This window comes from Streptomyces mutomycini, from assembly GCF_001700505.1.
Classification (GTDB): Bacteria; Actinomycetota; Actinomycetes; order Streptomycetales; family Streptomycetaceae; genus Streptomyces; species Streptomyces mutomycini.
Genome location: NZ_MAPV01000033.1, coordinates 36843 through 44307, shown reverse-complemented (window position 1 = coordinate 44307; position 7465 = coordinate 36843). Strand labels below are relative to the sequence as shown.

Sequence of the window (7465 nt, the reverse complement as noted above, 5' to 3'; positions counted from 1 at the left end):
CATGCGGGGGCTCCTCCGGGGGTCGGGGTTCGCTCCGTACAACGCCGCGGGGGCGCCGTGGATTCCGGGGTGTCAGGCCGCGGGGGCCGGGGGCTCGCGGCGCTCGTCGCCCTCACGGTCCCGGCCCGCGGGCGACTCGTAGGAGGCCATGTACGCGGCCGTCTTCCTGCGCGCCCGCAGCCAGAACCAGACCGCGAGGGCTATCAGGATCAGCGGAATCAGTCGTGCCATGGTGTGCCGGTCCAATCCGGGAGGGGCGGGTGTGCCGGTTCAGTGGAGCAGGGTCGCGGGGCTGCCGCCGTTCGACTCGTAGCCGGCGACGGCCAGTGCCCGGTACACCGTGTACTCGGCGGCCGGGTCCGGGTTCTGGGTCCAGGGCAGCGCGCCCACGTGGCCGTCGATGTGGACGAGCTGGTGCATCGCCTCCGACCAGCGTTCCATGCGGACGAGGAAGAGGACCAGCAGGTGCCTGACGTGGGCGAGCACCGGGTCGTCCGCGCGGGCCGCGTGCACCGCGAACATCGCACCCTCGACCGCCTTCGTCACGACGACGCCCCGGTAGAAGCCCTGCACCAGATTGACCTCGGGCAGGTGCTCGTACACCGCGAACAGGGGCAGCGCCGCGAGCAGCGAGCCCTGCGGGGCACGGGCAGCGGCCGTCGTCGCGAATCGCTCGGCCTCCACGCGGGAGCCGTGCCACTTCTCGCACCAGAAGTGCAGGGCCGCGATGTGCGCGCCCATGTGCGCCGGGGCACGGTCGATGATCTTCGCCCAGAGCTGGTCGAACTGCTCGTGGGAATAGCCCAGTCCACGGGCGACGGCCAGCTCCACGATGTACGGGACGGGGTCGCCCGGAGCGAGCAGGGCCGCCTCGCCGCAGACCGTGCGTGCCTCCTCCAGGATGATCCGGAAGTCGTCGGTGCCCACGGTGCCGGTCCGCCACGCCTGCTGCACCAGGAACTCCGCGTGCACCGCCGCCGCACCCGCGTCCTTCGGGGCCTCGGCCCGCCACGTCCTCAGCCACGCCCCGCCGGCACCGGGCCGCTGCGCCAGCTCCAGGGAGGCCGCACCGGCGAACGCCTGCACCCGCTGCCAGCGGATCTCGCTCTCCTTGGGCGTGCCCGCGAGCAGCTGGGAGGCGGCCTTCCAGCTCTGGGTGCCCTGGACGATGTCGAGGACGTCGAGCAGGTCCTGGTCGGGGCCCGGCATCCGGACGTCGAGCTCCTCCTGCCGCGCGAAACCGTATGTGTCCGGGTCCGCGGCGTCGGGCGAACCGGGCGCGACCTGGCGGATACCGCCACGGCGTCGCGCCATGACCGGTCCCACGACGGCGACCAGCATGCACAGGGCGAGCAGGAACCACAGAATCTCCATGCGGTCCATTGTCCCTGGACGGGTATCCGGGCGGCGAGTGGCCTGTGACACCCCTCCCGACGAACTACGCTCGGGCCCCATGAGCGACCAGCAGCACAGCTTCGAGACCCTTGCGATCCACGCCGGCAACACGGCGGATCCCCTCACCGGCGCCGTGGTCCCGCCGATCTACCAGGTGTCCACGTACAAGCAGGACGGCGTCGGCGGCCTGCGCGGCGGCTACGAGTACAGCCGAAGCGCCAACCCCACCCGCACCGCACTGGAGGAGAACCTGGCGGCACTGGAGGGCGGGCGCCGCGGACTCGCCTTCGCGTCCGGCCTCGCCGCCGAGGACTGCCTCCTGCGTACGCTGCTGACCCCCGGCGACCACGTGGTCATCCCGAACGACGCCTACGGAGGCACGTTCCGGCTGTTCGCGAAGGTCGCCTCGCGCTGGGGCGTGGAGTTCTCGGTCGCCGACACCTCGGACGTGAACGCGGTGCGGGCCGCGCTCACCCCGCGTACCAGGGCGATCTGGGTGGAGACCCCGTCGAACCCGCTGCTCGGCATCACCGACATCGCGGCCGTCGCCGGAGTGGCCCGGCAGGCGGGCGTGCGGCTGGTCGTCGACAACACCTTCGCCAGCCCCTACCTCCAGCAGCCCCTCTCCCTCGGCGCGGACGTCGTGGTGCACTCCACCACGAAGTACATGGGCGGCCACTCGGACGTCGTCGGCGGCGCGCTCGTCGTCAGCGACCCGGAACTGGCCGAGGAACTGGCGTTCCACCAGAACGCGATGGGCGCGGTGGCCGGGCCCTTCGACGCGTGGCTGGTGCTGCGCGGCATCAAGACCCTCGCGGTCCGCATGGACCGCCACGACGAGAACGCCACCAAGGTCGCCGACCTGCTGACGCGGCACCCCAAGGTGACCCAGGTCCTCTACCCGGGGCTGCCGGAGCACCCGGGCCACGAGGTCGCCGCCAAGCAGATGAAGGCGTTCGGCGGCATGGTGTCGTTCCGGGTCACGGGCGGTGAGGAGGCGGCCGTCGAGGTGTGCAACCGCGCGAAGCTCTTCACGCTCGGTGAGTCCCTCGGCGGCGTCGAGTCGCTCCTGGAGCACCCGGGCCGTATGACGCACGCCTCCGCGGCGGGCTCCCCGCTGGAGGTGCCGGCCGACCTCGTCCGGCTGTCCGTCGGCATCGAGAACGCCGACGACCTGCTGGCCGACCTGACGCAGGCACTCGGCTGACACGACGCCGCTGACACACCGCCGCCCGGCGGCCGGCTTCCGTTCCGGCCCGCCGGGCGGTGCGTGATGCGGTCAGGCAGCGACCTTCTCGTCCTCCAGTGACGCCCGGATCTGTTCACGCATCTCCGGGCTGTCGGTGTGCTCGTGGACCGAGACCGCGTGTTCGGCGGCGGCCCGGACGACTTCGTCCTCCTCACCGGAAATGGTGAGTGAGCAGTTCGAGACGCTCGGATACCTGCGGCAGTCGGCGATCTTCCGTGTCATGACGGCCTCCTCGACTGGCGAGTGCACGCCCTTCCAGGGTAGATCCGAACGCCGGGACGTACAGGCCGGGACGGACCCGGTCAGCTCTCCTGCGTCGCCTGGCCCGCCCACTGCCGGGCCGCCAGCGAGCCGTTGAACCGGGTCAGCAGGGCGCAGAAGGTGTCGCGCTCCTCCTCGGTCCACCCGTCGGTCACCCGGTGCATCAGCTCACGGCGCGAGGCGCGGACCTCATCGAGGCGGGCCTGGCCGCGCGGCGACAGCTGCAGCACGACGGCGCGCCCGTCCTCCGGGTGCGAGGTGCGCTTGACCAGACCGGTGTCGACGAGCGGCGCGACCTGCCGGGTCACCGTCGAGGAGTCGATGCCCATGCCCGCGGCCAGGGCCTTGACGCCCATGGGGCCTTCCACGTCGAGCCGGTTGAGCAGCAGATAGGCCGCCCGGTCCATCGAGTTGCGGACCTGGCCGACACCGCCGAGGCGGGTCTGCTCGGCACGGCGGGCGAAGACTGCCACCTGGTGCTGGAGTGCGTCGAGCAGGTGGTCCGTTCCCGGATGTCCGGGGGCCGTGCCCCCGGAAGGAGACGCGGCAGTCGTCATGTCCTGAGGGGGCATGGCCGGGGGCTCTCTTCGTACGGTGTCGGATAGGTGGGGGACAGAGTACGCGGCCACGGGGCAACGTGTACCAGCGCTGCACAAACCTGCGGACACCACCGCAGGCCGCCATGAGATGCGACGGCCCCGACCGCTATGAGCTGCAAGACTTGCCGACATGACCTTCCGTACGTCAGGCCCCTTTCCTCCTGTGATCCTCGACGACGTCCGGGGAGCGCAGAAGATGCTGTCCGGGGTGGCCAGAACGACCGCGATGGAGGGCAGCCGACACCTCGGCTCCCTGGTCGGTGCGCCGGTCCACTTCAAGTGCGAGAACCTCCAGCGCACCGGTTCGTTCAAACTTCGCGGCGCGTACGTACGGATCGCCGGCCTCACCCCCGTCGAACGGGCCGGAGGGGTGGTGGCCGCGAGTGCCGGAAACCATGCGCAGGGTGTCGCACTCGCGTCTTCGCTGCTCGGCGTACGTTCTACGGTCTTCATGCCCGTCGGCGCCCCCCTGCCGAAGGTCGCGGCGACCCGGGAGTACGGGGCGGAGGTCAGGCTCCAGGGACAGGTCGTCGACGAGACGCTCGCCGCCGCCCAGGAGTACGCCGAGGAGACCGGCGCCGTCTTCATCCACCCCTTCGACCACCCCGACATCATCGCGGGGCAGGGCACCGTGGGCCTGGAGATCCTCGAACAGTGCCCGGAGGTCCGCACGATCGTCGTCGGCATCGGCGGGGGCGGTCTCGCCGCGGGCATCGCCGTCGCGGTGAAGGCGCTGCGGCCCGACGTCAGGATCGTAGGAGTCCAGGCGACGGGCGCGGCCGCCTTCCCGCCCTCGCTGTCCGCAGGGCATCCCGTGGCGCTCGACCCGGTGCAGACCATGGCCGACGGGATCAAGGTGGGCCGGCCCGGCGACCTCACCTTCCCGCTGGTCCAGGAGCTGGTGGACGAGGTCCGCACGGTCTCCGAGGACGAGCTCGCCAGTGCGCTGCTGCTGTGCCTGGAGCGGGCGAAGATGGTCGTCGAGCCGGCCGGGGCGAGCCCGGTGGCGGCGCTGCTGAGCGATCCGGAGGCGTTTCGCGGGCCCGTCGTCGCCGTGCTGTCCGGCGGCAACGTGGACCCCCTGCTGATGCAGCGCGTGCTGACGCACGGCATGGTCGCGGCAGGCCGCTACCTGAGCCTGCGGCTCCGGCTCAGCGACCGGCCGGGAGCGCTGGCGGCGATGCTCGCCACCCTCTCCGTCGCCGACGCCAACGTGCTCGACATCAGCCACGTCCGGACCGACCCCCGGCTCGGCCTCACCGAGGCGGAGGTGGAACTCCAGCTGGAGACCAAGGGGCCCGCGCACTGCGAGGAGGTCGCCGCCGCACTGCGTGCCGCGGGCTACCTGGTCCGGTCCTGAGCGCCTTGGCGCGAAAACCCGTTGAGGGTCGCGATGTATCGCGTTACCGTGCATCGCCGAACACTCCGGTGTTCCCGCCCGCGAGGGCCCGGGAACCCTACGATCCGCTCAGGAACGCAACGGAAGACCACAGGGGGAAGCCCGTATGCCAGGCGCCATCTACGCCGAAGGCCTGGTGAAGACCTTCGGCGATGTACGAGCACTGGGCGGCGTCGATCTCGACGTGCCCGAAGGCACCGTCCTCGGCCTGCTGGGGCCCAACGGGGCCGGCAAGACGACAGCCGTACGTGTCCTGACCACCCTGCTCCGGCCGGACAGTGGGCGGGCCGTCGTCGCGGGCATCGACGTCCTGAGGAATCCCGACGAGGTACGCCGCTCGATCGGCCTCTCCGGCCAGTTCGCGGCCGTCGACGAATACCTCACGGGCCGCGAGAACCTCCAGATGGTCGGGCAGCTCTACCAGATGAGCTCGCGCGACGCGAAGAAGCGGGCCGTGGAGCTCCTGGAGAAGTTCAACCTCGCCGACGCGGCCGACCGCACCGCCAAGACGTACTCCGGAGGCATGCGCCGCCGCCTCGACCTGGCGGCGGCGCTCGTCGTCTCCCCGCCGGTGATGTTCATGGACGAGCCCACCACCGGGCTCGACCCGCGCAACCGGCAGCAGCTGTGGGAGGTCATCGAGGAGCTCGTCGCGGGCGGCACGACGCTCCTGCTGACCACGCAGTACCTGGAGGAGGCCGACCGCCTCGCCCACGACATCTGCGTCATCGACCACGGCAAGGTCATCGCCCGCGGCACCTCCGACGCGCTCAAGGCCCGCACCGGCGGGGAGCGCGTCGAGGTCGTCGTCCACCAGCCCGACCAGATCGAGCCCGCCCGCTCGGTGCTCGCCACGTACGGCAAGGGCGAGATCTCCGTCGCCCAGCACACCCGCAAGCTGACCGTCCCGGTCACCGGCGGGGCCAAGCTGCTCGCCGAGGTCATCCGCGACCTCGACACCCACGGCGTCGAGATCGACGACATCGGTCTGCGCCGCCCCACCCTCGACGACGTCTTCATCTCCCTCACCGGCCACGCCGCCGAGCTGGAGAAGAACGGCGGGAACGCATCGACCGAGGCCGCACAGGGCCGGAAGGAGGGCGTGCAGTGAGCGCCGTCACGGACACGCCGAAACCCGTAGCCCTCAAGTCCCGGGGGGCGATCGGCCGGTCGGTGGCCGACTCCCTGGTCGTCGCACGGCGCAACCTGATCCGCATGGCCAGGATTCCCGAGATGGTGATCTTCGGCCTTGTCCAGCCCATCATGTTCGTCGTGCTGTTCACCTATGTGTTCGGCGGCTCCATCAAGGTGGGCAGCTCCCTCTCGTCCACGGCCTACAAGGAATTCCTGATGGCCGGGATCTTCGCCCAGACAGTCACCTTCGCCACCGCGGGTGCGGGAGCGGGCATCGCGGACGACATGCACAAGGGGCTGATCGACCGCTTCAGATCACTGCCGATGGCCCGGGGCGCCGTCCTCACCGGACGCACCATCGCCGACCTCGTGCAGACCGCGCTGACCCTCGTCGTGCTCGCCGGCGTCGCCCTGATCATCGGATGGCGGACCCACGAGAACATCGGCAAGGTGCTGCTCGGCTTCCTGCTGCTGCTCCTGCTCGGCTACGCGTTCTCCTGGATCGGGGCGCTGATCGGCCTCGTCGTGCGCACCCCTGAGGCGGCCACCTCCGGCGGGCTGATCTGGCTCTTCCCCCTGACGTTCATCTCGAACGCCTTCGTGGACGCCAACCAGATGCCGACCGTCCTGCGTCACATCGCGGAGTGGAACCCCTTCAGCGCCACCGTGGCGGCCTGCCGCGAGCTGTTCGGCAATGTTCCGCCGGGCTTCGTCACCTCGGACGCCTGGCCGATGCAGCATCCGATCCTCGCCTCGGTGATCTGGTCGGTCGTGATCATCGTGGTCTTCCGCACGCTCGCGGTCCGCAGATACCGCTCGGCCACCGCCTGACCCCCACGCATACGAAGGAGCCCCGGCCGCACGTGCGGCCGGGGCTCTCTGCGTGCTGGGGGATCAGCCCTGGTACGGCTTCGCCGAGACGATCTTCACCGTGGCCTTCTTGCCGTTCGGCAGCTCGTACTCCGCCTCGTCGCCCACCCGCTTGCCGTTCACGCCCGTGCCGAGCGGGGACTGGGGGGAGTAGGTCTCGATGTCCGTGCTCGCGTACTCGCGTGAGGCGAGCAGGAAGGTGACCGTGTCGTCCGGGTCGCCGTCGAAGGCGATGGTCACGACCATGCCGGGCTCGACCACGCCGTCGTCGGCCGGGGCCTCGCCGACCTTCGCGTGCTCCAGGAGCTGGGTCAGCTGACGGACCCGGAGCTCCATCTTGCCCTGCTCCTCCTTGGCCGCGTGGTAGCCGCCGTTCTCACGGAGGTCACCCTCCTCGCGGGCCGCCGCGATCTTGACGGAGATCTCCGTGCGCGCGGGACCAGACAGGTACTCCAGCTCCGCCTTCAGCTGGTTGTACGCCTCCGGCGTGAGCCAGGTGACGTTATCGCTGGTCTGGGTCACAGGGTGCTCCTCGTCGGTGCTGGGAATACAAAGCAA

The 7465-nt window shown here is 70.7% G+C and carries 9 protein-coding genes; 4 read left to right on the top strand and 5 right to left on the bottom strand.

The window, feature by feature from the left end:
* Nucleotides 1–72: 72 nt before the first annotated feature.
* Nucleotides 73–231: a hypothetical protein gene (locus tag BFF76_RS32860; protein WP_167359471.1), complete on the bottom strand. Its 159-nt coding sequence runs from the start codon at nt 229–231 to the stop codon at nt 73–75.
* Nucleotides 232–270: 39 nt separating this feature from the next.
* Nucleotides 271–1374, bottom strand: coding sequence for a hypothetical protein (locus BFF76_RS05265; protein WP_065847421.1), 1104 nt, complete (start codon nt 1372–1374; stop codon nt 271–273).
* 79 nt (nt 1375–1453) lie between these two features.
* Here BFF76_RS05265 and BFF76_RS05260 point away from each other — a divergent pair, with 79 nt between their 5' ends.
* Entirely contained in the window at nt 1454–2602 is a 1149-nt protein-coding gene (locus BFF76_RS05260; RefSeq protein WP_053930355.1) for a cystathionine gamma-synthase, read from the top strand.
* A 72-nt stretch (nt 2603–2674) separates the two neighbouring features.
* On the opposite strand, the gene BFF76_RS05255 is transcribed toward BFF76_RS05260, so the two are convergent.
* A complete protein-coding gene (locus BFF76_RS05255; RefSeq protein WP_031092876.1) occupies nt 2675–2866 on the bottom strand; it encodes a DUF1059 domain-containing protein in 192 nt (63 codons plus the stop codon).
* 80 nt (nt 2867–2946) lie between these two features.
* Nucleotides 2947–3477, bottom strand: a complete 531-nt coding sequence (locus BFF76_RS05250) for a MarR family winged helix-turn-helix transcriptional regulator (protein ID WP_031092878.1) — start codon at nt 3475–3477, stop codon at nt 2947–2949.
* A 157-nt stretch (nt 3478–3634) separates the two neighbouring features.
* On the opposite strand from BFF76_RS05250, the gene ilvA reads away from it, so the two are divergent.
* The 3 genes from ilvA to BFF76_RS05235 all read left to right on the top strand — a co-directional run bounded on the left by ilvA (nt 3635) and on the right by BFF76_RS05235 (nt 6868).
* Nucleotides 3635–4864 (top strand): threonine ammonia-lyase, encoded by a 1230-nt coding sequence (gene ilvA / locus BFF76_RS05245; RefSeq protein WP_031092880.1) that lies wholly within the window; start codon nt 3635–3637, stop codon nt 4862–4864.
* Nucleotides 4865–5009: 145 nt separating this feature from the next.
* Nucleotides 5010–6014 carry a daunorubicin resistance protein DrrA family ABC transporter ATP-binding protein gene (locus tag BFF76_RS05240; RefSeq protein WP_031092881.1) on the top strand — a complete coding sequence of 335 codons (1005 nt, stop codon included), beginning with the start codon at nt 5010–5012 and terminating at the stop codon, nt 6012–6014.
* A complete protein-coding gene (locus BFF76_RS05235; protein WP_031092882.1) occupies nt 6011–6868 on the top strand; it encodes an ABC transporter permease in 858 nt (285 codons plus the stop codon). The genes BFF76_RS05240 and BFF76_RS05235 overlap by 4 nt, the downstream gene beginning before the upstream one ends.
* A gap of 63 nt (nt 6869–6931) precedes the next feature.
* Here the strand turns inward: BFF76_RS05235 and greA are convergent, their stop codons facing one another.
* A complete protein-coding gene (greA, locus tag BFF76_RS05230) occupies nt 6932–7429 on the bottom strand; it encodes a transcription elongation factor GreA (RefSeq protein ID WP_031092885.1) in 498 nt (165 codons plus the stop codon).
* Between the last annotated feature and the right edge of the window lie 36 nt (nt 7430–7465).

What these genes read in the sequence shown, in the direction of transcription:
- BFF76_RS05255 (WP_031092876.1), bottom strand. Translation starts at nt 2,866, where the DNA reads ATGACACGGAAGATCGCCGACTGCCGCAGGTATCCGAGCGTCTCGAAC.
- BFF76_RS05260 (WP_053930355.1), top strand. Translation starts at nt 1,454, where the DNA reads ATGAGCGACCAGCAGCACAGCTTCGAGACCCTTGCGATCCACGCCGGC.
- BFF76_RS05240 (WP_031092881.1), top strand. Translation starts at nt 5,010, where the DNA reads ATGCCAGGCGCCATCTACGCCGAAGGCCTGGTGAAGACCTTCGGCGAT.
- ilvA (WP_031092880.1), top strand. Translation starts at nt 3,635, where the DNA reads ATGACCTTCCGTACGTCAGGCCCCTTTCCTCCTGTGATCCTCGACGAC.
- BFF76_RS32860 (WP_167359471.1), bottom strand. Translation starts at nt 231, where the DNA reads ATGGCACGACTGATTCCGCTGATCCTGATAGCCCTCGCGGTCTGGTTC.
- BFF76_RS05265 (WP_065847421.1), bottom strand. Translation starts at nt 1,374, where the DNA reads ATGGAGATTCTGTGGTTCCTGCTCGCCCTGTGCATGCTGGTCGCCGTC.
- BFF76_RS05250 (WP_031092878.1), bottom strand. Translation starts at nt 3,477, where the DNA reads ATGCCCCCTCAGGACATGACGACTGCCGCGTCTCCTTCCGGGGGCACG.